Origin of the sequence: Pseudomonas sp. B21-047 (genome assembly GCF_024748775.1) — a bacterium.
GTDB lineage: Bacteria > Pseudomonadota > Gammaproteobacteria > Pseudomonadales > Pseudomonadaceae > Aquipseudomonas > Aquipseudomonas capeferrum.
This window is the reverse complement of the sequence record NZ_CP087169.1, coordinates 1,250,262-1,274,669: the sequence shown is the minus strand read 5'-3', so window position 1 is coordinate 1,274,669 and position 24,408 is coordinate 1,250,262. Positions and strand designations below refer to the sequence as shown.

At 62.6% G+C, this 24,408-nt stretch carries 22 protein-coding genes; 1 reads left to right on the top strand and 21 read right to left on the bottom strand.

Annotated features, from left to right (window positions below):
• Nucleotides 1-2 precede the first annotated feature (2 nt).
• From LOY26_RS05840 to LOY26_RS05815, 6 genes are all read right to left on the bottom strand, one after another.
• The gene (locus LOY26_RS05840) at nucleotides 3-641 is read right to left on the bottom strand and encodes a protein-L-isoaspartate(D-aspartate) O-methyltransferase (protein ID WP_186654682.1); all 639 of its coding nucleotides are present in this window, start codon (nucleotides 639-641) and stop codon (nucleotides 3-5) included.
• A 35-nt stretch (nucleotides 642-676) separates the two neighbouring features.
• Nucleotides 677-1,426, bottom strand: a complete 750-nt coding sequence (surE, locus tag LOY26_RS05835; RefSeq protein WP_033700856.1) for a 5'/3'-nucleotidase SurE — start codon at nucleotides 1,424-1,426, stop codon at nucleotides 677-679.
• Entirely contained in the window at nucleotides 1,414-2,472 is a 1,059-nt protein-coding gene (gene truD / locus LOY26_RS05830; protein WP_047581644.1) for a tRNA pseudouridine(13) synthase TruD, read from the bottom strand. The genes surE and truD overlap by 13 nt, the downstream gene beginning before the upstream one ends.
• Nucleotides 2,469-2,942 carry a 2-C-methyl-D-erythritol 2,4-cyclodiphosphate synthase gene (gene ispF / locus LOY26_RS05825; RefSeq protein ID WP_033700858.1) on the bottom strand — a complete coding sequence of 158 codons (474 nt, stop codon included), beginning with the start codon at nucleotides 2,940-2,942 and terminating at the stop codon, nucleotides 2,469-2,471. Before ispF ends, truD begins: the two co-directional genes overlap by 4 nt.
• Nucleotides 2,943-3,006: 64 nt before the next feature.
• Nucleotides 3,007-3,861 (bottom strand): S-formylglutathione hydrolase, encoded by an 855-nt coding sequence (gene fghA / locus LOY26_RS05820; protein ID WP_258714481.1) that lies wholly within the window; start codon nucleotides 3,859-3,861, stop codon nucleotides 3,007-3,009.
• Between the two features lie 8 nt (nucleotides 3,862-3,869).
• Nucleotides 3,870-4,982, bottom strand: coding sequence for an S-(hydroxymethyl)glutathione dehydrogenase/class III alcohol dehydrogenase (locus LOY26_RS05815; protein ID WP_033700860.1), 1,113 nt, complete (start codon nucleotides 4,980-4,982; stop codon nucleotides 3,870-3,872).
• A 107-nt stretch (nucleotides 4,983-5,089) separates the two neighbouring features.
• On the opposite strand from LOY26_RS05815, the gene LOY26_RS05810 reads away from it, so the two are divergent.
• Nucleotides 5,090-5,986 (top strand): LysR substrate-binding domain-containing protein, encoded by an 897-nt coding sequence (locus tag LOY26_RS05810; RefSeq protein WP_186654503.1) that lies wholly within the window; start codon nucleotides 5,090-5,092, stop codon nucleotides 5,984-5,986.
• Between the two features lie 2 nt (nucleotides 5,987-5,988).
• On the opposite strand, the gene ispD is transcribed toward LOY26_RS05810, so the two are convergent.
• The 15 genes from ispD to bamA all read right to left on the bottom strand — a co-directional run bounded on the left by ispD (nucleotide 5,989) and on the right by bamA (nucleotide 24,392).
• Entirely contained in the window at nucleotides 5,989-6,696 is a 708-nt protein-coding gene (gene ispD / locus LOY26_RS05805; protein WP_186654500.1) for a 2-C-methyl-D-erythritol 4-phosphate cytidylyltransferase, read from the bottom strand.
• Nucleotides 6,693-6,974 carry a cell division protein FtsB gene (ftsB, locus tag LOY26_RS05800; protein ID WP_004375443.1) on the bottom strand — a complete coding sequence of 94 codons (282 nt, stop codon included), beginning with the start codon at nucleotides 6,972-6,974 and terminating at the stop codon, nucleotides 6,693-6,695. The genes ispD and ftsB overlap by 4 nt, the downstream gene beginning before the upstream one ends.
• Nucleotides 6,975-7,143: 169 nt before the next feature.
• Nucleotides 7,144-8,433, bottom strand: coding sequence for a phosphopyruvate hydratase (gene eno / locus LOY26_RS05795; RefSeq protein ID WP_033700863.1), 1,290 nt, complete (start codon nucleotides 8,431-8,433; stop codon nucleotides 7,144-7,146).
• Nucleotides 8,434-8,587: 154 nt separating this feature from the next.
• Entirely contained in the window at nucleotides 8,588-9,433 is an 846-nt protein-coding gene (kdsA, locus tag LOY26_RS05790; RefSeq protein WP_033700864.1) for a 3-deoxy-8-phosphooctulonate synthase, read from the bottom strand.
• Nucleotides 9,434-9,436: 3 nt separating this feature from the next.
• Complete coding sequence (locus LOY26_RS05785) at nucleotides 9,437-11,065, bottom strand: CTP synthase (RefSeq protein ID WP_033700866.1); 1,629 nt, start codon at nucleotides 11,063-11,065, stop codon at nucleotides 9,437-9,439.
• Between the two features lie 268 nt (nucleotides 11,066-11,333).
• Nucleotides 11,334-12,617 carry a tRNA lysidine(34) synthetase TilS gene (tilS, locus tag LOY26_RS05780; protein ID WP_258714480.1) on the bottom strand — a complete coding sequence of 428 codons (1,284 nt, stop codon included), beginning with the start codon at nucleotides 12,615-12,617 and terminating at the stop codon, nucleotides 11,334-11,336.
• Nucleotides 12,618-12,672: 55 nt separating this feature from the next.
• Nucleotides 12,673-13,620: an acetyl-CoA carboxylase carboxyltransferase subunit alpha gene (locus tag LOY26_RS05775; RefSeq protein WP_033700869.1), complete on the bottom strand. Its 948-nt coding sequence runs from the start codon at nucleotides 13,618-13,620 to the stop codon at nucleotides 12,673-12,675.
• A 105-nt stretch (nucleotides 13,621-13,725) separates the two neighbouring features.
• The gene (gene dnaE, locus LOY26_RS05770) at nucleotides 13,726-17,250 is read right to left on the bottom strand and encodes a DNA polymerase III subunit alpha (RefSeq protein WP_186654489.1); all 3,525 of its coding nucleotides are present in this window, start codon (nucleotides 17,248-17,250) and stop codon (nucleotides 13,726-13,728) included.
• 107 nt (nucleotides 17,251-17,357) lie between these two features.
• Nucleotides 17,358-17,981, bottom strand: coding sequence for a ribonuclease HII (rnhB, locus tag LOY26_RS05765; protein WP_033700872.1), 624 nt, complete (start codon nucleotides 17,979-17,981; stop codon nucleotides 17,358-17,360).
• A 1-nt stretch (nucleotide 17,982) separates the two neighbouring features.
• Nucleotides 17,983-19,110 carry a lipid-A-disaccharide synthase gene (lpxB, locus tag LOY26_RS05760; RefSeq protein ID WP_047581622.1) on the bottom strand — a complete coding sequence of 376 codons (1,128 nt, stop codon included), beginning with the start codon at nucleotides 19,108-19,110 and terminating at the stop codon, nucleotides 17,983-17,985.
• 1 nt (nucleotide 19,111) lies between these two features.
• Nucleotides 19,112-19,888, bottom strand: coding sequence for an acyl-ACP--UDP-N-acetylglucosamine O-acyltransferase (lpxA, locus tag LOY26_RS05755; RefSeq protein WP_033700874.1), 777 nt, complete (start codon nucleotides 19,886-19,888; stop codon nucleotides 19,112-19,114).
• Nucleotides 19,885-20,325 (bottom strand): 3-hydroxyacyl-ACP dehydratase FabZ, encoded by a 441-nt coding sequence (gene fabZ, locus LOY26_RS05750; RefSeq protein ID WP_008094893.1) that lies wholly within the window; start codon nucleotides 20,323-20,325, stop codon nucleotides 19,885-19,887. Before fabZ ends, lpxA begins: the two co-directional genes overlap by 4 nt.
• Before the next feature lie 113 nt (nucleotides 20,326-20,438).
• Nucleotides 20,439-21,494: a UDP-3-O-(3-hydroxymyristoyl)glucosamine N-acyltransferase gene (lpxD, locus tag LOY26_RS05745; protein WP_033700876.1), complete on the bottom strand. Its 1,056-nt coding sequence runs from the start codon at nucleotides 21,492-21,494 to the stop codon at nucleotides 20,439-20,441.
• 1 nt (nucleotide 21,495) lies between these two features.
• A complete protein-coding gene (locus LOY26_RS05740) occupies nucleotides 21,496-21,999 on the bottom strand; it encodes an OmpH family outer membrane protein (protein ID WP_027595800.1) in 504 nt (167 codons plus the stop codon).
• Between the two features lie 44 nt (nucleotides 22,000-22,043).
• Nucleotides 22,044-24,392, bottom strand: a complete 2,349-nt coding sequence (bamA, locus tag LOY26_RS05735) for an outer membrane protein assembly factor BamA (protein ID WP_186654487.1) — start codon at nucleotides 24,390-24,392, stop codon at nucleotides 22,044-22,046.
• Between the last annotated feature and the right edge of the window lie 16 nt (nucleotides 24,393-24,408).

Here is a 24,408-nt window from a genome sequence, read left to right as displayed (position 1 = left end):
GTTCAGGCCAGCGGACCATTGAGCAACGGCACGAAGCGCACGGCCCCGAGGACACGCCGGGAGAACCCGTGTTCCTCGCGCACGATCAGCATCAACTGCTGCGCCTCGCCTGCCGGGCCCACCGGAATCACCATGCGCCCGCCTGGCGCCAACTGGTCGAGCAGTGCTTGTGGCACTTCGGGCGCCACTGCGGTGACGATGATGCCATTGTAGGGTGCCAACGCCTGCCAGCCCTCGCAACCATCCCCCCAGCGGAACACCACGTTACGCAGGTTCAGCTCCACCAGGCGCTCCTTGGCGCGATCCTGCAGCACCTTGATGCGCTCCACCGAGAACACCCGCTCGACCAGTTGGGCAAGTATCGCCGTCTGGTAACCCGAGCCAGTGCCGATCTCCAGCACCTTGTCCAGCGGCCCTGCCTCTAGCAGCAGTTCGCTCATGTGCGCCACCATGAACGGCTGCGAGATGGTCTGGTTGTGGCCGATAGGCAGTGCGGTGTCTTCGTAGGCGCGATGCGCCAAGGCCTCGTCGACGAACAGGTGGCGCGGGGTACGGCGGATCGCGTCGAGCACCTTGGTGTTCGACACGCCCTCTTCGCACAGGCGCTGTATCAGCCGCTCCCGGGTGCGCTGGGAGGTCATGCCGATACCCCGGCGCAGCATATCGTCCTCGCGCATCAGAGCAGGCCCTCCAGCCAACCGTCGAGCTGTTCGAAAGCATCGTTGAAGGTGCGGTCGAGTTGCAGCGGGGTGATCGATACGTAGCCTTGCATCACCGCGTGGAAGTCCGTGCCAGGGCCACCGTCCTCCGCATCACCAGCCACGGCAATCCAGTAACCTTCCTTGCCGCGCGGGTTGACCACCTTGGTCGGTGCCGCCGCCCGCGCCCGGTGACCGAGGCGGGTGAGCTGGATGCCACGGATATGCTCCAGCGGCAGGTTGGGAATGTTGACGTTGAGCACGGTACGCGGCGGCAACTGCAGGCGCGACTGCGCCTCCACCAGGCGCCGGGCGATGTAGGCTGCGGTGGGCAGGTTGTCGGGCTGGCGCGACAGCAACGAAAACGCCAGCGACGTGTTGCCCAGGAAGCGGCCTTCCAGCGCGGCGGCGACCGTGCCCGAATACAGCACGTCGTCGCCCAGGTTGGCCCCCAGGTTGATCCCCGACACCACCATGTCCGGCGTCTGCGCCAACAGCCCGTTGAGCCCCAGGTGCACGCAGTCGGTCGGCGTGCCGTTGAGGCTGATGAAGCCGTTGGCCAGGGTCTGCGGATGCAGCGGCCGGTCCAGCGTCAGCGAACTGCTGGCGCCGCTCTTGTCTTGATCCGGGGCAATTACCACGCACTCGGCGTAATCCACCAGCGCAGCATGCAGCGCGGCGAGGCCTGGTGCGGTAACACCGTCGTCGTTCGAAATCAGAATACGCATGGGCTGTCCGTCTGCCCTGCCGGCACCAGATCCACGACTTCGCGCACTACTACAGTGGCGAAGCATCCGGCCGGAAGGACGAATTCCAGTTGCAGGATATCAGGCTCCGGATAATGCCACGTCAGGCCGCCAATAGGGAGCCGCAGAATGCGCCGTTCGTGATCCATGCCCGCTTGGGCCAGCCAATGGCAAAGTGCCGGCTGCCGTGCCGCAATTGCCGCTTCCAACTCGCCAGTGGCGCCTGCGGCGGGCGTTTCGCCCTCGCCCCACAACGCACCGGTGGGATGCAGATCGAGAATATCCAGCCGCGGATCTGAACATTCCTGCTCTGTAGCAGGAAAGAAACTACGGCTAGTGGTGAATGCCAGGAGGTCACCGACCTGCGCACGTGCCCAGCTACCGTCTGCAACACGGGCCGCGAGGATCTGGTTGAACAGGTAGCTGCGCCCCGCCGAGAGCAGGCGCGAACGCACGTTGCGCTGCTCGGGCAGGGCTTTGCGTGCGGCCCAGTCGAGCGCGTCGTGGACATTGCCACCAGCATGGCCGAAGCGCTGGCTGCCGAAGTAGTTCGGCACACCGTGCTGCTTGAGCGCTTCCAGGCGCGCGTCCAGCGCCTGATGATCGGCGGCAAGGCCGGTCAGGCGCAGGGTGAAGCCGTTGGCCGAATGCGCGCCACGCTGCAGCTTGCGCTGGTGGCGTACCTGTTTGAGCACGCGCAGGCTGGCATCCTCGGCACGCGACAGGTCGGGGTCGGCCTTGCCGGGCAGGTGCAGGCTGAACCACTGGCGGGTCAGGGCCTGGCGGTCCTTGAGCCCGGCATAGCTGATCGAACGGGCCGGTACGCCAGCGGCGCGAGCCAGTCGGCGGGCGGCTTCTTCGGTGTTGAGGTCGCGTTTTTCAACCCACAGCCACAGGTGCTCACCTTGGCCGGACAACGGAATGTCCAGCACCTCGTCGACCTGGAAGTCTTCAGCCACGGCCTTGAGTACCGCAGTCCCCAGGGGTTCGCCCGATGCGCGCGGGCCCAGCAGTTCCAGTTCGGTCATGCTGGCAGCAGCAGGGCCACCGCGTGCACGGCGATACCCTCCTCACGGCCGGTGAAGCCCAGCTTCTCGGTGGTGGTGGCCTTGACGTTGACTTGGTCGAGTTCCACCTGCAGGTCCTCGGCGATCAACTGGCGCATGGTCTCGATGTGCGGCGCCATTTTCGGTGCCTGGGCGACGATGGTGGCGTCGACGTTGCCCACCTTCCAGCCCTTGCCCTGGACGATGCCGACCACATGGCGCAACAACGCACGGCTGTCGGCGCCCTTGAACTGTGGGTCGGTATCGGGGAAGTGCTTGCCAATGTCACCCAACGCAGCGGCACCGAGCAAGGCATCGCTGAGGGCGTGCAGCAGCACGTCACCGTCGGAGTGGGCCAGAAGGCCATGTTTGTGGGGGATACGGACCCCGCCCAGGGTAATGAAATCACCGTCACAGAAACGGTGCACATCGTAGCCATGGCCAATACGCATAGAAAAACGCCCTGATTGAGTCAGGGCGTGATTCTACCTGCTTTGTGCCGTATTGGGGCTGCGCTTATACCCGCCCCAGTGCCGCCGCGTGATGGCGCAAGTGCGCGTCGATGAAGCTGGCGATGAAGTAGTAGCTGTGGTCATAGCCAGGCTGCAGACGCAGGGTCAGCTCATGCCCACCTTTGCGCGCCGCTTGCTCCAGCGCCTCGGGCTTGAGCTGCTTCTCGAGGAAGTCGTCACGGTCGCCCTGATCCACCAGCAACGGTGGGCAGCTGCCTGCAGGCGTTTCCGCCAGCAGCACACTGGCATCCCACTCGCGCCAGCGTGCACGATCGTCACCCAGGAAGCGGCTGAAGGCCTTTTCGCCCCACGGGCAATCCATCGGGTTGCTGATGGGCGAAAACGCCGATACCGAGCGGTAGCGCCCCCGGTTGCGCAAGGCACACACCAATGCGCCATGCCCCCCCATCGAGTGGCCACTGATGCTGCGCTGGTCGGACGCCGGGAAGTGCGCCTCGATCAGGGCTGGCAGCTCCTCCACCACGTAGTCATGCATGCGGTAATGCTGCGCCCAGGGTTGCTGGGTGGCATTGAGGTAGAAGCCGGCCCCCAGGCCAAAGTCCCACGCGCCGTCGGGGTCGCCGGGCACCTGCTCGCCACGCGGGCTGGTGTCGGGTGCGACGATGATGAGCCCAAGCTCGGCAGCCAGGCGCTGGGCGCCGGCCTTCTGCATGAAGTTCTCGTCGGTGCAGGTCAGGCCGCTGAGCCAGTACAGCACCGGCAGCTTCGCGCCCTGTTCGGCCTGTGGCGGCAGGTACACGGCAAACACCATGTCGCAGCCGAGCACCTTGGAGTGATGACGGTACCGCTTGTGCCAGCCGCCGAAGCTCTTCTGGCAAGAGATGTTGTCCAGGCTCATGGCAGACCTCAGAAGTGGATCACGCTACGGATGCTCTTGCCTTCATGCATCAGGTCGAAGGCCTTGTTGATGTCTTCCAGGCCCATGGTGTGGGTGATGAACGTATCCAGCGGGATCTCGCCCTTCTCGGCCATGTCGACGTAGCTTGGCAGCTCGCTGCGCCCGCGCACGCCACCGAACGCCGAACCGCGCCAGACGCGACCGGTCACCAGCTGGAACGGACGGGTGGCGATTTCCTGGCCGGCACCGGCAACACCGATAATGACCGACTCGCCCCAGCCCTTGTGGCAGCACTCCAGGGCCGCGCGCATCAGTTGCACATTACCGATGCACTCGAAGGAGAAGTCCACGCCGCCGTCGGTGAGGTCGACGATCACTTCCTGGATCGGGCGGTCGTACTCTTTCGGGTTGATGCAGTCGGTGGCACCCAGCTGGCGGGCGATTTCGAACTTGGCCGGGTTGATGTCGATGGCGATGATGCGCGAGGCCTTGGCCTTGACTGCGCCAATGATCGCCGACAGGCCGATGCCGCCGAGGCCGAAGATGGCCACGGTATCACCGGGCTTGACCTTGGCGGTATTGAGCACGGCACCGATACCGGTGGTGACGCCGCAACCGAGCAGGCAGACCTTCTCCAGCGGGGCTTCCTTCTGGATCTTGGCCACGGAAATTTCCGGCAGCACGGTGTACTCGGAGAAGGTCGACGTGCCCATGTAGTGGAACAGCTGCTGGCCTTTGTAGGAGAAGCGCGTGGTGCCGTCGGGCATCAGGCCCTTGCCCTGGGTGGCGCGAATGGCTTGGCACAGGTTGGTCTTGCCCGAACGGCAGAATTTGCACTGGCCGCACTCCGGGGTGTAGAGCGGAATGACATGATCGCCCACGGCCACCGAGGTCACGCCCTCGCCCACCGCCTCGACGATCGCGCCACCTTCGTGGCCAAGGATCGAGGGGAAGATCCCTTCCGGGTCAGCACCGGACAGGGTGTAGGCGTCGGTGTGGCAGACACCGCTGGCAACCACGCGCAGCAGCACTTCGCCAGCCTTGGGCATGGCCACGTCCACTTCGACGATTTCCAGGGGTTTCTTGGCTTCGAAGGCTACGGCAGCACGGGACTTGATCATCAAAGGTCTCCAGACAGAAGGTCAGTTCAGTCTCGCAGTGTAATTCATGCTTTTTTGATGAATAATCCAGTCAAAGACAAAACATTATTGCCAAGCAGGGATAATCAATGAGCAGCCGCTGGGAAGGCATCGACGAATTCGTTGCGGTGGCCGAGTCTGGTCAGTTCACCGCCGCAGCTGAGCGCCTGGGTGTGTCGTCCTCGCATATCAGCCGTCAGATCGCGCGGCTGGAGGAGCGCCTGCAGACGCGCCTGCTGTACCGCAGCACCCGGCGCGTCACCTTGAGCGAAGCCGGGCAGACGTTCCTGCAGCACTGCCAACGCCTGCAGGATGGCCGTGAAGAAGCCCTGCGCGCGATGGGCGACCTGGCCAGCGAGCCCAAGGGCTTGCTGCGCATGACCTGTGCAGTGGCCTATGGCGAGCGCTTCATCGTGCCACTGGTGACGCGCTTCATGGCGCAGTACCCGCAACTGCGGGTTGAAGTGGAACTGAGCAACCGCACGCTGGACCTGCTGCATGAAGGCATGGACCTGGCCATTCGCCTTGGCCGGCTGGCCGACTCCAGGCTGGTTGCCGCCCGCCTGGCACCGCGGCGCATGTTCCTGTGCGCCTCGCCGGCTTACCTGGAGCGCTACGGTCGGCCGCACAGCCTGTCGGAACTGGCCCGGCACAACTGCCTGATTGGCAGTTCGGACCTGTGGGCGCTGCTGCAGGACGGCCGCGAGATCAGCCAGCGGGTGCAGGGCAACTGGCGCTGCAACAGCGGGCAAGCCGTGCTGGACGCGGCTTTGCTGGGGATGGGCCTGTGCCAGTTGCCGGACTATTACGTGCTGGAGCACCTCAACAGTGGTGCGCTGGTATCCCTGCTGGAGGCGCATCAGCCACCGAATACGGCAGTGTGGGCGCTGTACCCACAGCAACGGCATCTGTCGCCGAAGGTTCGGCGGTTGGTGGATTACCTGAAAGAAGGGCTGGCGGGGTTGCCGGAGTATCGACTGGGCTGACTTCAGCGCCGCCCAGCCCAGCGCTGGCGTAACCACTCCAAATCTTCCGGCCGGGTCACCTTGATGTTGTCGCTGCGGCCCTCGACCAGCCGCGGCGCCTGGCCGGACCATTCGATGGCTGACGCCTCGTCAGTGACCACCACATCGGAAACCAGGCACTCGGCCAGCGCTCGGTGCAAGGCGCCGAGGCGGAACATCTGCGGTGTATAGGCCTGCCAGATGGTGCTGCGGTCTACGGTGGCCGTGACCCGGCCCGTAGCATCGGCACGCTTCAATGTATCGCGCGCCGGTACTGCCAACAGGCCGCCAACAGGGTCATTGGCCAACGCTGACAACAGTTTGTCCAGGTCGGTACGCGCAAGGTTCGGTCGCGCAGCATCGTGCACCAGTACCCAGTCGTTGTCCGAAGCCCCTTGCGCATGCAGCAGCAGCAAGGCGTTGAGCACCGAGTCGGCGCGCTCGCGGCCACCCGCCGCGCGCTGGATGCGCGGGTCGCTGGCGCAGCGCAGGCCAGGCCAGTACGGGTCATCTTCGGCAATGCTGACCACCATGCCCTTGAGCGTGGGGTGGCCAAGAAAACAGTCGAGGCTGTGCTCGAGAATAGTCTGCCCGGCCAGCTCCAGGTACTGCTTGGGGCGGTCGGCAGCCATGCGGGCACCAACGCCCGCAGCAGGAATCACGGCCCAGAAGGCCGGTAATGTATCAGTCATTTTTGCGGCAACTGGAAGAGGGTTTCGCCCTCTTTGACCATCCCCAATTCATGACGAGCCCGTTCTTCCACGGTCTCCATACCTTTCTTCAACTCCAGGACTTCTGCGTCAAGCACGCGGTTACGTTCAAGCAGACGCTCGTTTTCGGCATGTTGCTCGGCGATCTGCTGCTTGAGCTCGGTCACTTGCGCCAGGCTGCCGTTGCCCACCCAAAGGCGGTACTGCAGGCCACCCAACAGCAGAAGCAGAACGAGGAACAACCAATAGGGACTGCGCATCAAGGTATCCAGGTTAAAAAGACCGCCGCGTACTGTTCACTTCGGGGCCTCGAATAGCACGAAGCCTGGCCGAGGCCAGGCTTCGTCGACAGAAACCCGTTGGAAGTGTAGGAACATTCAGTACGAATGTTCCTACAGCTCCGGCTGCTGTCTTTTTACCATCTCTTGCTTAACCGCGAAACTCGGTACGACCACGGTAAACCGCCTTGGCACCCAGTTGCTCTTCGATGCGCAGCAGTTGGTTGTACTTCGAAACGCGGTCGGAACGGCACAGCGAACCGGTCTTGATCTGGCCAGCAGCAGTACCCACGGCCAGGTCGGCGATGGTCGAGTCTTCGGTTTCACCGGAACGGTGCGAGATCACCGCGGTGTAGCCGGCAGCCTTGGCCATCTGGATGGCTTCCAGGGTTTCGGTCAGCGAACCGATCTGGTTGAACTTGATCAGGATCGAGTTACCGATGCCCTTTTCGATGCCTTCCTTGAGGATCTTGGTGTTGGTCACGAACAGGTCGTCACCGACCAGTTGCACCTTCTCGCCGATCTTGTCGGTGAGGATCTTCCAGCCAGCCCAGTCGGACTCGTCCAGGCCGTCTTCGATCGAGATGATCGGGAAGCGCTCGGTCAGGCCTTTCAGGTAGTCGGCAAAGCCTTCGGCGTCGAACGACTTGCCTTCGCCGGACAGGTTGTACTTGCCGTCTTCGTAGAATTCGGAAGCCGCGCAGTCCAGGGCCAGGGTCACGTCGGTACCCAGCTTGTAGCCTGCTTTTTCCACGGCTTCAGCGATGGCGGCCAGGGCGTCTTCGTTGGAAGCCAGGTTCGGCGCGAAGCCGCCTTCGTCACCAACGGCAGTGTTCAGGCCGCGAGCCTTCAGTACCGCCTTGAGGTGATGGAAGATTTCGGTGCCCATGCGCAGGCCGTCGGAGAAGGTCTTGGCGCCAACCGGCTGCACCATGAACTCCTGGATATCGACGTTGTTGTCGGCGTGCTCGCCGCCGTTGATGATGTTCATCATCGGAACCGGCATCGAGTACTGGCCCGGGGTGCCGTTCAGGTTGGCGATGTGCGCGTACAGCGGCAGGTCCTGGTCCTGGGCAGCGGCCTTGGCGGCAGCCAGGGAAACAGCCAGGATGGCGTTGGCGCCCAGCTTGGCTTTGTTCTCGGTACCGTCCAGGTCGATCATGGCGCGGTCCAGAGCCTTCTGGTCGGAAGGGTCCTTGCCCAGCAGCAGGTCGCGGATCGGGCCGTTGATGTTGGCGACGGCCTTCAGCACGCCCTTGCCCAGGTAACGGCTCTTGTCGCCATCACGCAGCTCCAGCGCTTCGCGCGAGCCGGTGGAAGCACCGGACGGCGCGCAAGCGCTACCGATGATGCCGTTGTCGAGCAGTACATCGGCTTCCACGGTGGGGTTGCCACGCGAATCGAGAACTTCACGACCTTTGATGTCGACGATTTTTGCCATTGTTGTAAGCACTCCAGAATTGACGAAAACAACGCAGCTTAGGAAATCCTTGCACTTCACCAGGCGGGGTATGCAGCAGGCAGGCCTGATAAAAGCACTCCCTGACCAAACGGTCAGGGAGAGAACGGGCGGTACTTTACCCGAGAAATGAGCTTTACGCGGTTTCTACCGTCGGAAAACTTTTCACCAGGTCGTCCAATTGCTTGAGCTGGGCCAGGAACGGCTCCAGCTTGTCCAGGCGCAGGGCGCATGGACCATCGCACTTGGCGTTGTCCGGATCGGGGTGGGCCTCGAGGAACAGACCAGCCAGGCCCTGGCTCATGCCGGCCTTGGCCAGGTCGGTGACCTGCGCGCGGCGGCCACCGGCAGAGTCCGAGCGGCCGCCCGGCATTTGCAGGGCGTGGGTCACATCGAAGAATACCGGGTACTCGAACTGCTTCATGACGCCGAAACCGAGCATGTCCACTACCAGGTTGTTGTAGCCGAAGCTCGAACCCCGCTCGCAGAGGATCAACTGATCGTTACCGGCCTCTTCGCACTTGGCCAGGATGTGTTTCATCTCCTGGGGTGCGAGGAACTGGGCCTTCTTGATGTTGATCACCGCGCCGGTCTTGGCCATGGCCACCACCAGGTCGGTTTGGCGCGACAGGAAGGCCGGCAACTGGATGATGTCGCAGACCTTGGCCACCGGCTCGGCCTGGTAGGGCTCGTGCACGTCGGTGATTACCGGCACGTTGAAGGTGCGTTTGATCTCTTCGAAGATCTTCAGCCCCTCTTCCATGCCCGGGCCACGGTAGGACGCCACAGACGAACGGTTGGCCTTGTCGAAGCTGGCCTTGAACACGTACGGAATACCGAGCTTCTCGGTCACCCGCACGTACTCTTCGCAGACCTTCAGGGCCAGGTCACGGGACTCCAGAACGTTCATGCCGCCGAACAGGACGAACGGCTTGTCGTTGGCGATCTCGATGTTACCGACGCGAATGATCTTCTGGGTCATTGATCAGGCCTTGTTCTTCTGAGCCAGGGCTGCCTTGACGAAGCCACTGAACAGCGGGTGGCCGTCGCGCGGGGTCGAGGTGAACTCCGGGTGGAACTGGCAGGCGACGAACCATGGGTGGTCCTTGGACTCGACCACTTCCACCAGCGCGCCGTCTTCGGAACGACCGGAGACCACCAGGCCGGCGTCGAGCAGCTGTGGCAGCAGGTTGTTGTTCACTTCGTAGCGGTGACGGTGACGCTCGGTAATCACGTCCTTGCCGTAGCAGTCGTGAACCTTGGAACCCGAGACGATCTGGCAATCCTGTGCGCCCAGGCGCATGGTGCCGCCAAGGTCGGACGCTTCGGTGCGAGTCTCGACGGCACCGGTGGCATCGGCCCACTCGGTGATCAGGCCGACGACCGGGTGGCCGCTGTTGCGGTCGAACTCGGTGGAGTTGGCGTCTTTCCAGCCCATCACGTTACGGGCGAACTCGATCACGGCAACCTGCATGCCCAGGCAGATACCCAGGTACGGCACCTTGTTCTCACGGGCGTATTGCACCGCAGTGATCTTGCCTTCGACACCGCGCAGGCCGAAACCGCCCGGTACCAGGATGGCATCGGCGCCTTCGAGCAGGCTGGTGCCCTGGTTCTCGATGTCTTCGGAGTCGATGTAGCGCAGGTTGACCTTGGTGCGATTGGTGATGCCGGCGTGGCTCATCGCTTCGATCAGCGACTTGTACGCATCCAGCAGCTCCATGTACTTGCCGACCATGGCGATGGTCACTTCGTGCTCTGGGTTGAGCTTGGCGTCGACCACTTTGTCCCACTCGGACAGGTCGGCGCTGTTGCACTGCAGGCCGAAGCGCTCGGTGACGAAATCATCCAGGCCCTGAGCATGCAGGATGCCCGGGATCTTGTAGATGGTATCGGCGTCTTCCAGCGCAATCACCGCACGCTCTTCAACGTTGGTGAACTGGGCGATCTTGCGACGCGACGAGCTGTCGATCGGGTGATCGGAGCGGCATACCAGCACGTCAGGCTGCAGGCCGATGGAGCGCAGCTCCTTGACCGAGTGCTGGGTAGGCTTGGTCTTGGTCTCGCCAGCAGTGGCGATGTACGGAACCAGCGTCAGGTGCATCAGCATCGCGCGCTTGGCGCCGACTTCGAAACGCAACTGGCGGATGGCCTCGAGGAACGGCTGCGACTCGATGTCGCCGACGGTACCGCCGATTTCCACCAGGGCCACGTCGGCATCGCCGGCACCCTTGATGATGCGACGCTTGATCTCGTCGGTGATGTGCGGGATGACCTGGATGGTCGCGCCCAGGTAGTCACCACGACGCTCTTTGCGCAGCACGTGCTCGTAGATGCGGCCAGTGGTGAAGTTGTTGTTCTGGGTCATGGTCGTGCGGATGAACCGCTCGTAGTGGCCCAGGTCAAGGTCAGTCTCGGCGCCATCATGGGTGACGAAGACTTCACCGTGCTGGAACGGACTCATGGTGCCAGGATCGACGTTGATGTACGGATCCAGCTTGAGCATGGTGACCTTGAGCCCCCGCGCTTCCAGGATGGCCGCCAGGGAAGCCGAGGCAATGCCTTTCCCCAATGAAGAAACAACACCGCCCGTGACGAATATGTAGCGCGTCATGAAAAACCCTAGAAGTCTGCGTTAAGGCGGCCAGCGCCGCCGGAGAAAGCGAAGGAAGGCCGAAGCCCCCGATCACCTGCGTCAATCACAGTGCATCTCGAAAAACTGCCGCGTCTGTACAAACCAGGGTATCCCCGGCATGGAGCTCGCTCGTCATTTCCAGAATCAGCCCAGCAAAAAACTGCGTGGTAATCGGCAACTGCTGTGTTTTCGAGGAACGCACAGAAGTTGTATCAAGAAGGGAGGGTAGTCTACCGGAATGTACCCTTCAGCTCAAACCTTGCGCGTTCGTCGGAGACAGCCAATGCAGCTGGCAATCCGCCTGACCGAGTTCGGGCAGATTGGCCACTGCCAGCAAGCGCTCGCCCTGATAGAGCAACGGCAGGCGCGCACGCACGAAATACGGCACCTGCAGCGCGTTGAGCAAACGCTTCAAGTCGCGCCGACCGCGCCCTGCAAGTTCAAGCACTTCACCGCCCTGGCGATAGCGGATGCACAGCCCGGCCAGGGGCAGGGGCGTGGTCAACCGCACACTGCCGTTGCCTGGCAATGTCAGCACCTCAGAGGGCTCGGGCCAGGCGAACTCGCCTTGCGGTGCCTGCAACCAGTCACCGCTCAACCACCAGATACGGCCGTTGCTGCGCAGCAACCGGCCGTCGGCCAGGCGCCAGACCGGCTGGGCGTCGGCTGCGGCATCACGCAGATCGGCCCAGCCAGCCCAGTGACGCGCGTCGGGCAACCGGGTGCGAACGCTGAGCCAGTATTGCAGGGCATTGCGCTGACGAGCGGGCGTCAGCGCCGTGAGCACTGCAAGGTCGAGGGAATCCAGCCGCGCCCAGGGCGCAGCAGCGCCCTCCCCGGCCTTGGCCAGATCGGCCTGGGCCACTTCATCCAGCAGCCCCAGCGCTTCACCCAGGTGCTCGGCGCAACGGGCCAGGTTCTGGCTGGCCTGCGGCCAACGCTGCTGCAGCACGGGGAACACTTTGCCGCGCAAATAGTTGCGGGCAAAGGCGGTGTCGCTGTTAGAGGGGTCTTCAATCCAGCTTAACCCCTGGATTTGGGCATACGCCTGCAACTGTTGGCGCGCAATCCCGAGCAATGGCCTGGTCAGGGTGCCCTGCCCCAGCGCCCGCTGGGCCGGCATCGCGGCCAAACCGCGCAGGCCGCTGCCGCGCAACAGACGAAAGAGCAAGGTTTCTGCCTGGTCTTCGCGATGTTGCCCGGTGAATAGCACTTCACCGGGGCCGAGCCGTTGCTTGAATGCCGCGTAACGGGCATCGCGGGCAGCCTGCTCGAGGCTGGCACCGGGCGCGACCTGGACGTGTATCACGCTGAGCGGGATGCCTAGCGTCGCGCAGACATGCGTGCAGTGCGCAGGCCAGGCGTCAGCCGCAGGCTGTAGGCCATGATGGATATGGATGGCGTGCAGAGGAGGCGCTGGGTGAGTACGGGCGTAATCGGCCAGCAGGTGCAGGAGGACGGTGGAGTCGAGGCCGCCGGAGAAAGCGATGTGCCAGGCGGGGGCTTGAAGCCAGGGGGTGAGGTTGAGCATGAGGGCCTCACACGGCTTGGAATCGCTGGGGCCGCAAAGCGGCCCCAGTGATGCATCAGAGGCCGTAGCTCATCAGACGCTCGTAGCGACGGGCCAACAGCGCGTCATTATCGAGCTTGCCAAGCATGTCCAACTGCTGCACCAGGTCGGCACGAATGCTTTCCGCCATCTGCGCCGGGTCACGGTGGGCGCCGCCCAGCGGCTCCTGAATCACCTTGTCGACGATGTTCAGGCTCTTCAAGCGCTCGGCCGTGATGCCCATGGCCTCGGCGGCATCGGCAGCCTTGTCGGCGGTCTTCCACAGGATCGAAGCGCAACCTTCTGGCGAGATCACCGAGTAGGTGGAGTACTGCAGCATGTTCAGCTGATCGCACACACCAATGGCCAGCGCACCGCCAGAACCACCCTCACCGATCACGGTGGCGATGATTGGCGTCTTCAGGCGCGCCATGACGCGCAGGTTCCAGGCGATCGCTTCGCTCTGGTTGCGCTCTTCGGCGTCGATGCCCGGGTAGGCGCCCGGTGTGTCGATGAAGGTCAGGATCGGCATCTTGAAGCGCTCGGCCATTTCCATCAGGCGGCACGCCTTGCGGTAGCCCTCTGGGCGTGGCATGCCGAAGTTGCGGCGCACTTTCTCACGCACTTCACGGCCCTTCTGGTGGCCGATGACCATCACCGCCTGGCCATCCAGGCGCGCGGTGCCGCCCACGATCGCGGCGTCGTCAGAGAAGTGGCGGTCACCGTGCAGCTCTTCGAATTCGGTGAAGATGTGCTGCAGGTAGTCCAGGGTGTATGGACGACGCGGGTGACGGGCCAGGCGGGCGATCTGCCAGCTGGTCAGGTTGCCGAAGATGCTTTCGGTCAGGGTATTGCTCTTGTCTTGCAGACGGGCAATTTCATCGCTGATGTTCAGCGAGTTGTCGTTACCCACCAGGCGCAGCCCTTCGATCTTGGCTTGCAGGTCGGCAATCGGCTGTTCGAAATCGAGGAAATTCGGGTTCATAGGCATCCGTCTTGGGTCTACGGCCAGGCGGCCGGCCGGTTGATCCGTTTGGCGCCCTACCTTAAGGGATCGGGCGCATTCAGGTCGAGATTAAAATTCGTCGATTCAACGATATTGCAGGAAGACGTTCTCACGCCCGAACTGGTCACGCAGCGCCTGAATCAGGCCGTCCGCCGGGTCGATCGACCATTCATCGGCGAACTGCAGCATGGCCTTGGCGTCACTGCCGGTGTACTCCAGGGTGATCGGGCAGCCGCCGCGGTGTCGGGTGATCAGCTCACCCAGCCAGTTCAGGCGGTCGCCCTTGAGCGCGTCATGGGCGACTTTCAGGCGCAGGCTTTCGGCCAGACGCGTGCGGGCATCTTCCATGGTCATCACCTGCTTGACCCGCAGGCGCAGGCCACCGGAGAAGTCATCGTTGCTGACCTCGCCTTCGACCACGACCATGGCATCGTTCTGCAACAGTGACTGGGCAGCCATGAAGGAGTCGGCAAACAGCGACGCCTCGATACGCCCAGAGCGGTCATCAAGCGTGACGAAACCCATCTTGTCACCCTTCTTGTTCTTCATTACCCGCAAGGCAATGATCATGCCGGCGATCGTCTGCGACTCACGGGACGGCTTCAGGTCGATGATGCGCTGGCGGGCGAAACGGCGAATCTCGCTTTCGTACTCATCAATCGGGTGGCCGGTGAGGTACAGGCCAAGCGTGTCCTTCTCGCCTTTGAGGCGCTCTTTGAGGGTGAGTTCGCGGACCTTGCGGTGGTTGGCATAGACGTCCGAATCGGCCTCCACGAACAACCCGCCGAACAGGTCGACATGGCCACTGTCGGCGGTACGTGCGGTCTGCTCGGCAGACTTGACCGCCTCTTCCAGCGCCGCCAGCAAGGTTGCGCGGTTGCGGTCGATGTTGGCCTGGTAGGCCTTGATTTCGTCATGGAAGTACGGGCCGAGGCGGTCCAGTGCACCACTGCGGATCAGCGCATCGAGGGTGCGCTTGTTGACGCGCTTGAGGTCGACGCGCTCACAGAAATCGAACAGGTCCTTGAACGGCCCGCCCTGCGCACGCACTTCGACGATGGCTTCGACCGGCCCCTCGCCCACACCCTTGATCGCGCCCAGGCCATAGACGATACGGCCATCGTCGTTGACGGTGAACTTGAAGTCGGAGGTGTTCACATCGGGCGCGTCGAGGCGCAGCTTCATGCTGCGCACTTCCTCGATCAGCACCACCACCTTGTCGGTGTTGTGCATATCCGCCGACAACACCGCCGCCATGAACGGCGCCGGGTAGTGGGTCTTGAGCCAGGCGGTCTGGTACGACACCAGGCCATAGGCGGCAGAGTGAGATTTGTTGAAACCGTAACCGGCGAACTTCTCTACCAGGTCGAAGATGTTACCTGCCAGGTCACCATCAATGCCGTTATTGGCGCAACCTTCGATGAAACCGCCGCGCTGCTTGGCCATTTCCTCGGGCTTTTTCTTACCCATGGCACGACGCAGCATGTCGGCACCGCCCAGGGTATAGCCGGCCATGACCTGGGCAATCTGCATCACTTGTTCTTGATACAGGATGATGCCGTAGGTCGGCGCCAGTACCGGCTGCAGGCCGTCATACTGGTAATCCGGGTGCGGGTAGGCCAGCTCGGCGCGGCCGTGCTTGCGGTTGATGAAGTCGTCCACCATGCCCGACTGCAGCGGGCCCGGGCGGAACAGCGCCACCAGTGCGATAAGGTCTTCCAGGCAGTCCGGCTTGAGCTTCTTGATCAGCTCCTTCATGCCGCGCGATTCGAGCTGGAACACCGCCGTGGTCTCGGCTTTTTGCAGCAGCTCGTAGGTCTTGCGGTCATCCAGCGGAATGAAGTCGATGTTCAGGTCCGGCAGGTCCTGCTTGGCCTGCTCACGGTTGATCGTCTCCATCGCCCACTTGATGATGGTCAGTGTGCGCAGGCCGAGGAAGTCGAACTTGACCAGCCCGGCGGCCTCGACATCGTCCTTGTCGAACTGGGTCACCAGGCCGCCGCCTTCTTCGTCACAGGCGATCGGCGAGAAGTCGGTGAGTTTGGTCGGGGCGATTACCACGCCACCGGCGTGTTTGCCGGTACCACGGGTGACGCCCTCGAGCTTGAGGGCCATGTCCCAGATCTCGCGGGCATCTTCGTCGCCCTTGAGGAAGTCACGCAGGATTTCTTCCTGCTCGTAGGCCTTCTCCAGGGTCATGCCGACTTCGAAGGGGATCATCTTCGACAGGCGGTCGGCCAGGCCGTAGGACTTGCCTTGCACCCGCGCCACGTCGCGCACCACCGCCTTGGCGGCCATGGTACCGAAGGTGATGATCTGGCTGACCGCGTTACGCCCGTAGGCATCAGCCACATATTCAATGACCCGGTCGCGGCCATCCATGCAGAAGTCGACGTCGAAGTCGGGCATGGATACACGTTCAGGGTTGAGGAAGCGCTCGAACAGCAGGTCGTAGGCCAGCGGGTCGAGGTCGGTGATCTTCAGCACGTAGGCGACCAGCGAACCGGCACCCGAACCCCGGCCCGGGCCCACCGGCACACCGTTGTTCTTGGCCCACTTGATGAAGTCCATAACGATCAGGAAGTAGCCCGGGAAGCCCATCTGGATGATGATATCCAGCTCGAACTTCAGGCGGTCCAGGTAGACCTGGCGCTTTTCTTCATAGTCTGGCGTGGTCTCCTTGGGCCAGAGCACCGCCAGGCGCTCCTCCAGGCCTTCATGGGAGACATGGCGCAGATAATCGTCGATGCCCATGCCGTTGGGCGTGGGGAAGTCGGGCAGGAAGTGCTTGCCCAACTGCACCTGGATGTTGCAACGCTTGGCGATTTCGACGGTGTTGGCGATGGCGTCGGGCAGGTCGCTGAACAGCTCGGCCATTTCGTCCGAGCTCTTGAGGTACTGCTGGTCACTGTAGTTACGCGGGCGACGCGGGTCGTCCAGGGTCCAGCCCTCACCGATGCAGACACGGGTTTCGTGGGCATCGTAGTCGGCCTGCTTGATAAAGCGCACATCGTTGGTCGCCACCAGCGGTGCGCCAACCTTGTCGGCCAGAGCCACGGCGGCGTGCACGTATTCTTCGTCGCGCGCGCGGTTGGTGCGCTGCACTTCGACGTAGAAGCGCTCGGGGAACATGCCCAGCCAATCGCGCAGCAGCGCTTCGGCCTCTTCAACCCTGCCACCCAGCAGCGCCGCGCCGATGTCACCTTCCTTGCCGGCGGACAAGGCGATCAGGCCCTCGCTGGCGGGGGCGATCCATTCACGCTGCAGAATCACCAGGCCATTGCGCTGGCCTTCGACCCAGCCCCGCGAAATCAGCTCGGTGAGGTTGCGGTAGCCCGTGGGGTTCATCGCCAGGAAGCAGATGCGCGACAACGGTGCTTCCGGGTCGGCCCCGGCCAGCCACAGGTCGGCACCACAGATCGGCTTGATCCCGGCGCCCATGGCGGTCTTGTAGAACTTCACCAGCGAGCACATGTTGCTCTGGTCGGTGATCGCCACCGCCGGCATGTTCATCCCCGCCAGCGCCTTGGCCAGCGGTTTGATCCGCACCAGACCGTCGACCAGCGAGAATTCGGAGTGCACGCGAAGGTGAACGAAGGGAACCGACATGGATGATCCTGTAGCAGAACGACAAGGGCGGGATTGTAGCGTAAAAGCGAGGGTATTTTGCGGCTACTGTGCAGCCCCGCGAAGGGCCGCGCAGCGGCACTGACAGGCTAAATCAAGGAATCGACAACGCCTTCACGCGCTTCCCAGGCCGCCCGCACAGGCGCGAAGGAACGCCGATGAATGGGCGTCGGCCCAAGCCGCGCCAGGGCCTCAAGGTGTACCGGCGTCGGGTAGCCCTTGTGCCCACCGATGCCATAACCGGGGTAGATCAGCTCGAACGCGCTCATCTCCCGGTCACGTGTCACCTTGGCCAGGATCGACGCCGCCGCGATCGCCGGCACCTGGCTATCGCCCTTGATCACCGGCGCCGCGGGCACTGCGAGTTTCGGGCAACGGTTGCCGTCGATCAGTGCCAGCTTGGGCGTAACGTGCAGGCCCTCGACCGCGCGCTGCATCGCCAGCATGGTGGCCTGAAGGATATTCAGGCGGTCGATTTCGTCGACCTCGGCGCGGGCAATGCAAAAGCTCAGTGCCTTTTCGCAGATTTCGTCGAACAACGCTTCGCGCTTGGCTTCGGTGAGCTTCTTCGAATCGTTCAGGCCCAGAATCGGCCGTGCCGGATCGAGGATCACGGCAGCGGTGACCACCGCCCCGCACAGCGGGCCACGGCCGACTTCATCGACACCGGCGACCAGGTCTTCGACCAGGTTGAAATCCAGTCCTATTTGCATGTCAGCGGTCCTTGAGCAAAGCCAGCACCGCCTCGGCCGCCTGGTTGGAGGCGTCCCGGCGCAGGGTGCGGTGAATCTCGTCGAAACGTTCGGTCTGCTGGCTGCCGTCGGCCACCAAGGGGGCCAAGGTCTGCGCCAGGGCTTCGCTGGTGGCGTCATCCTGCAGCAGCTCAGGCACAAGCGCACGCTGGGCCAGCAGGTTGGGCAACGACACGTAGGGGCTTTTCACCAGGCGCTTGAGAATCCAGTAGGTCAGCGGCGCCAGGCGGTAGGCCACCACCATGGGCCGCTTGTACAGCAGGGCCTCCAGGGTGGCGGTACCTGACGCAATCAGCACCGCATCACAGGCCGCCAAGGCCTGGTGCGACTGGCCGTCGAGCAGGGTCAGCGGCAGCTCGCGCCCTTCGAGCATCTGCTCGACCTGGGCGCGCCGCGCGGCATTGGCACACGGCAGTACGAAGCGCACACCTGGCACCCGCTCGCGCAAGCGCTCGGCCGCATCGAGGAACAGCGCCCCCAGGCGCCCGACCTCACCGCCACGGCTGCCTGGCATCAGTGCAACCACCGGGCCATGGCCCAGGCCAAGCTCACTGCGCGCCGCCTGCCGATCCGCTTCGAGGGGGATGGTGTCGGCCAGCGGGTGACCGACAAAGCGCACCGGCACACCCTGCTCTTCGTAGAACCGCGCCTCAAACGGCAGCAGTGTCAGCATCAGGTCGCAGCCTTCACGGATCTTCAGTACGCGCTTCTGCCGCCAGGCCCACACGGAAGGGCTGACGTAGTGCACGGTCTTGATGCCGGCCTGACGCAATTTCAATTCGATATTGAGGGTGAAATCCGGGGCGTCGATGCCGATAAACACATCGGGCTTTTCGGCGATCAGCGTCTGGATCAGCAGTTTACGGCGCTTGAGCAGCTCGCGCAGGCGCCCCAGCACTTCGACCAGGCCCATCACGGCCAGGCGTTCCATGGGGAAGTAGGACTGCAGGCCTTCGGCTTCCATCAAGGGGCCGCCAACGCCGATGAACCGTACGTCGGGATGGCGGGCCTTGAGGGCGCGCATCAAGCCGGAACCGAGAATATCGCCGCTGGCCTCACCCGCGACCAGGGCTACGCAAAGCTGGGCCATGTCAGCGCGTGATGCCGCGTGCGGAATTCAGGATCGACTGACGGAACAGCTCGACCTCGGGGTGCTGGGCTGCCGGCTCGTCCAGCGCCTTGATTGCATCTTCGACGGTCAGGCCCTGGCGATAGACGATCTTGTAGCAACGCCGCAGGGTATGAATGACCTCGTCGCTGAAACCCCGGCGGCGCATGCCTTCGAAGTTCATGCTTCGGGCTTCGGCTGGGCTGCCGAACACCGTGACGAAGGCCGGCACGTCCTTGCCGATCGCCGTACCCATGCCAGAAAACGCATGAGCACCGATATGGCAGTACTGGTGCACCAGGGTGTACCCCGACAGAATCGCCCAGTCGCCGACGTGCACATGCCCGGCCAACGCGGTGTTGTTCACCAGAATGCAATGATTGCCGATGACACTGTCGTGACCGATGTGCGCATAGGCCATGATCAGGTTGTGATCGCCCAGGGTGGTTTCGGCACGGTCCTGAACGGTACCGCGGTGAATGGTCACGCCCTCGCGGATCACATTGTGATCGCCAATCACCAGACGGGTCGGCTCACCCTTGTACTTGAGGTCAGGGGTGTCTTCGCCGATCGAGGAAAACTGGTAGATACGGTTGTGCTTGCCGATACGGGTCGGCCCTTTGAGCACCACATGCGGGCCAATGATGGTGCCCTCCCCGATTTCGACATCGGGGCCCACGATCGACCACGGGCCCACCTCGACACCATCGGCCAGCTTGGCCGATGGGTCGATGATGGCCCGTGGATCAATCGAATTCATAGGGAGCGTTCCGCGCAGGTGATCTGTGCCGAGCATACAGGCTTGCCGTCGACCAGGGCGCGGCATTCGAATTTCCAGATCATGCTCTTGCGGCTGAGGAACTTGGCTTCCAGCACAAGCTGGTCACCCGGCAATACCGGCTGACGGAAACGCAGTTTGTCGGAACCGACAAAGTAGTACAGGGTGCCGTCAGCCGGCTTGGCATCAAGCATCTTGAAACCGAGAATACCGGCCGCCTGGGCCATGGCCTCGATGATCAGAACGCCCGGCATGATCGGGTGGGCCGGGAAATGGCCATTGAAGAACGGCTCGTTGATGCTGACATTCTTGTAGGCACGAATGCTCTGGGCCTCGAAGTCCAGATCCGTCACGCGGTCCACCAGCAGGAACGGGTAACGGTGAGGCAGGTATTCGCGAATCTCGTTGATGTCCATCATTTCGGGGGGAAGCCTGTAATAAGAATAGGGAGCGCAGGTGCTGACCACGCGCTCCTTTTGCAGTCCAAAGAGGAGCCAGCTAGCGTCTGTTCACTCTTGCTCAGGGAATGGTATCAGCCTTCTGATGCCGGCTGGCCACCTGAGGTCACGGTATCGATGCGCTTTTCCACCTGCTGGAGACGCTTGGCCATGTCGTCCAGGTGGCGGATACGCGCGGCGCTCTTGCGCCAGTCAGCCAATGGCTGCATGGCTGTGCCGGAAGAATAGGCACCCGGTTCGGTGATCGATCGGGTCACCATGGTCATGCCAGACACGAAAACGTTATCACAGACGTCAATATGGCCCACCATGCCGACACCGCCCGCAATGGTGCAGTGCTTACCGATGCGGGTGCTGCCGGAAATACCAACACAGGCCGCCATGGCCGTGTGCTCGCCGATCTGGACGTTATGGGCGATCTGGATCTGGTTGTCGAGTTTGACCCCGTCGGCAATGCGCGTGTCCGACAGCGCACCACGGTCAATGGCTGTATTGACGCCGATTTCCACATCATCGCCGATGGTCACGCCGCCAATCTGGGCAATCTTGCGCCACACGCCCTTCTCGTTGGCGAAGCCGAAGCCTTCGCCACCGATCACCGCACCCGACTGGATGACGACACGCTTGCCGATGGTCACGTCATGGTACAGGGTGACCCGTGGCGCCAGCCAACCACCCTCGCCGATGACGCAGCGGGCACCGACCACGCAATGAGCACCGATGCTGACATTGGCCGCAATCCGCGCACCGCTCTCGACGACCGCAAAGGGGCCGATGCTGGCACTGGCATCCACCTGCGCATCTTCAGCTACCACGGCGCTGGGATGAACTCCCGCCACAGCCTTGGGCTTGGGATCGAACAGATGGGAAATGCGTGCATAGGCCAGGTACGGATCAGCGACGATCAGTGCGTTGCCGGCAAAGCCTTCAGCATCCGCAGCCTTCAGCAGTACCGCTGCCGCCTGGCTGTTATCCAGGAATTTGCGGTACTGCGGGTTGGCGAGGAAGCTCAATTGACCGGGCCCGGCCTCCTGCAAGGTGGCCAGCCCGGTAATCTGCAGCGCCTCGGGCCCCTTGAGGGTGGCCCCGAGGGCTTCGGCCAGCTGGCCAAGCGTCATGGTCAAGGTCATATCAACGGGCTTGGTTCATGCGCTCGATGACTTGGCGGGTGATGTCGTACTGAGGTTTGACATCGATGACCGCGCCACGCTCGAGGACCAGGTCGAAACCGCCCTTCTTGATCACTTCCTCGACAGCGCCGTCCAGCTTGGGCTTGAGCTGCTTGAGCATGTCGCGATCAGCAACGGCCTTGGCTTCGTTCAGTTCCTTGGACTGGAACTGGAAGTCGCGGGCCTTTTGCTTGAACTCGAGCTCCAGGCGCTCACGCTCCTGCTGCTGCATCTTGTCGCCGCCTTTGATCAGGCGGTCCTGGATGCCCTTGGCGCTGCTTTCCAGGCTCTTGAGCTTGGTCAGTTGCGGGCCGAATTTTTTCTCGGCATCGACCGCGTACTTCTTGGCGGCATCCGATTCAAGCAGGGCCATCTGATAGTTCAGGACGGCAACCTTCATTTCGGCGAAAGCCGGGGTGGCGACCAGCGCCGCGGCCAAGATGGCCAGTTGAGTCAACTTACGCACGATGCACTCCTGGATAAACCGTTGTCGTTATGCAAGGGCCGACCTTAGAAGGTCTGGCCCAGAGAGAATTGGAACACCTGGGTATCGGCGTCGTCCGGTTTCTTGATCGGCATCGCCAGGCTGAAGCTCAACGGGCCCAGCGCAGTAATCCAGGTCACACCCAGGCCCACGGAGCTGGCCATGTCCGAGAAACCGACCTTGGCGCAATCAGGCTTGGAACCGCAATTGGTGTCGAACACGTTACCCACGTCCCAGAACACGGAAGTGCGCAGCGAACGTTGGTCTTTGACGAACGGCAGCGGGAACAGCAGTTCTACACCACCCTGGACCAGCACGTTGCCACCGAACGGCAGCGGGTCCTGATCCGGGTCTTCGATAGTGCCCGGGTTGGTACCCTTGCTCGGCGTGCTGCGCGGGCCCAGGCTGCTGTCCTTGAAACCACGGACGGAGTTGAAGCCACCCGCGTAGTAGTTCTCGTAGAACGGCAGGCCGGAAGTGCCACCGAAACCATCACCATAGCCCAGTTCAGTGTGCAGGCGCAGGGTGTAGTCGTTATTGATCGGCTTGAACAGCTGGCCACGGTAGTCGAGCTTGTAGAACGACAGGTCGCTGCCCGGAATGGTGGATTCCAGGGTCAAACTTTGGGAGTGACCACGGGTAGCCAACACGCCTTTGTTCAAGGTCGACTCGGACCAGCCGATCGACGCTTTGAAGTTGAGGAAGCTATCGCCCTCTTCTTCGAGGAAATTGAAGATCTCGTCAACGGTGTATTTGCCGGTCTTGATCTTGTCCTGCTGCACGCTCAGGCCGTAGGTCAGGCGCGAGGTCTCGCTGATCGGGTAACCCAGGCTGACGCCGGCGCCAAGGCTGTCGACCGCATAGCTGGCAACGTCGACATCAAGGTCGTCGTAGTCGGTGCTGCGGTAGAAGGCGTTGTAGCCCAGGCTGACGCCGTCGGCAGTGAAGTAGGGGTCGACGAAGCCGAAGTTGTATCGGGTCTGGTACTCGGAACGGGTCAGGCCGATGGACACCTTGTTACCGGTACCCAGGAAGTTGCTCTGGCTGATCGAGCCGCCGAGGATCAGGCCGGCGCTCTGGGCGAAACCGACGCTGGCGGTGATCGAGCCGGAGGCTTGTTCTTCGACGCTGTAGTTGACGTCGACCTGGTCATCGGTGCCAGGCACCGGTGGCGTTTCGACGTTGACTTCCTTGAAGAAGCCCAGACGCTCAAGACGGGTCTTGGACTGGTCGATCAGGTAGGTCGAAGCCCAGCCGCCTTCCATCTGGCGCATCTCGCGACGCAGCACTTCGTCTTCGGTCTTGGTGTTGCCGCGGTAGTTGATGCGGTTGACGTAGGCACGCTTGCCCGGGTCGACCACGAACATGATATCGACGGTGTGGTCTTCATCGTTGGGCTGCGGCACGCCGTTGACGTTGGCGAAGGTATAGCCTTCGTTACCCAGGCGACGAGTGATCAGCTCGGACGTGGTGGTCATCACCTTGCGCGAGAATACCTGGCCCGGCTGCACCAGCAGCAGCGACTTGACCTGGTCTTCAGGGACCTTGAGGTCACCGGAGAGCTTCACGTCACGGACGGTGTACTTCTCGCCTTCGTTGATGTTGACGGTGATGTAGACGTGCTTCTTGTCTGGCGTGATGGACACCTGGGTAGAGGCGATATCCATGTTGATGTAGCCGCGGTCCAGGTAGTAGGAACGCAGACGCTCCAGGTCACCGGACAGTTTTTCACGGGCGTACTTGTCGTCGTTCTTGAAGAACGACAGCCAGTTGGTAGTTTTCAGCTCGAACAGCTGCGACAGCTCTTCGTCGTCGAAGACGTTGTTGCCCACCACGTTGATGTGCTGGATGGCGGCGACGGTGCCTTCGTTGATCTTGATTTTCAGCGCGACGCGGTTGCGCGGCTGCGGCACAACTTCGGCGTCGACCTCGGCCGAGTAGCGGCCCTGGGCCACGTACTGGCGCTGCAGCTCGTTACGCACACCTTCGAGGGTGGCGCGCTGGAAGATTTCACCTTCGGCCAGGCCCGACTGCTTCAGGCCCTTCATCAGGTCTTCGGTGCTGATCGCCTTGTTGCCTTCGATCTCGATGCTCGACACCGACGGGCGCTCGACCACGTTGATGATCAGGACATTGCCATCGCGGTTCAGCTGGATGTCCTGGAAGAAACCGGTCTTGAACAGGGAACGGGTCGAGTCCACGAGGCGCCGATCGTCGGCCTGGTCGCCCACGTTCAGGGGCAAGGCACCGAAGACGCTGCCGGCGGATACCCGCTGCAGGCCGTTGACACGAATATCGGAGATGGTGAAGGACTCGGCGTGAACTTCAGCGATCATCAGTGCGGAGAGGACCGCAGTTAGCAGCAGACGTTTCATGAAGTCCTTTTATTCC